Genomic DNA, 441 nt, shown 5'->3' on the forward strand with positions numbered 1-441 from the left:
CTAAGGCCAGTAAAGATTGTCGATGTTCATAAAGACGGTAGCTATAGTTATCTTTTAGTAAAAGACTTCCCAATTACTGCTAAAGGGCAAATAAACTGGTGGTTAAAAAACACAAAGATGCTCAAAAACCATTATGATATCCCTAAACCAGATTCAGATGGTGATTTTGGAATCGTTGTTTGGGATTTCGGAGAGGGTTATAAGGAACAAGGTGATGAAAGTAAGGATGACAGATTTTGTTTTGCTGATTTTAAATCCCCCAAAAACTGTATAGATAAAAATATGATTCTTTATATCACTTATACTAAGAGCTCAGGAATTTCTTTTATCACTCACAATGATGAATACCGAATAAACAAAAAAGGAGAATTAGTGAAAGACGAATCTGATTAAACAGCTTTTAATCAGAAAAAAGCAAAACTAAAACTATTAGAGCCAGTT

1 protein-coding gene is annotated in these 441 nt (G+C 32.7%); it reads left to right on the forward strand.

All coding sequences use genetic code 11. The features are described from left to right. Nucleotides 1-393 (forward strand): DUF943 family protein (locus FN633_RS04570; RefSeq protein ID WP_243731475.1); only part of this gene is annotated, 393 nt, incomplete at its 5' end. Between the last annotated feature and the right edge of the window lie 48 nt (nt 394-441).

The sequence above is a fragment of the Pseudescherichia vulneris genome (assembly GCF_902164725.1).
In the GTDB taxonomy this organism is placed as follows: domain Bacteria; phylum Pseudomonadota; class Gammaproteobacteria; order Enterobacterales; family Enterobacteriaceae; genus Pseudescherichia; species Pseudescherichia vulneris.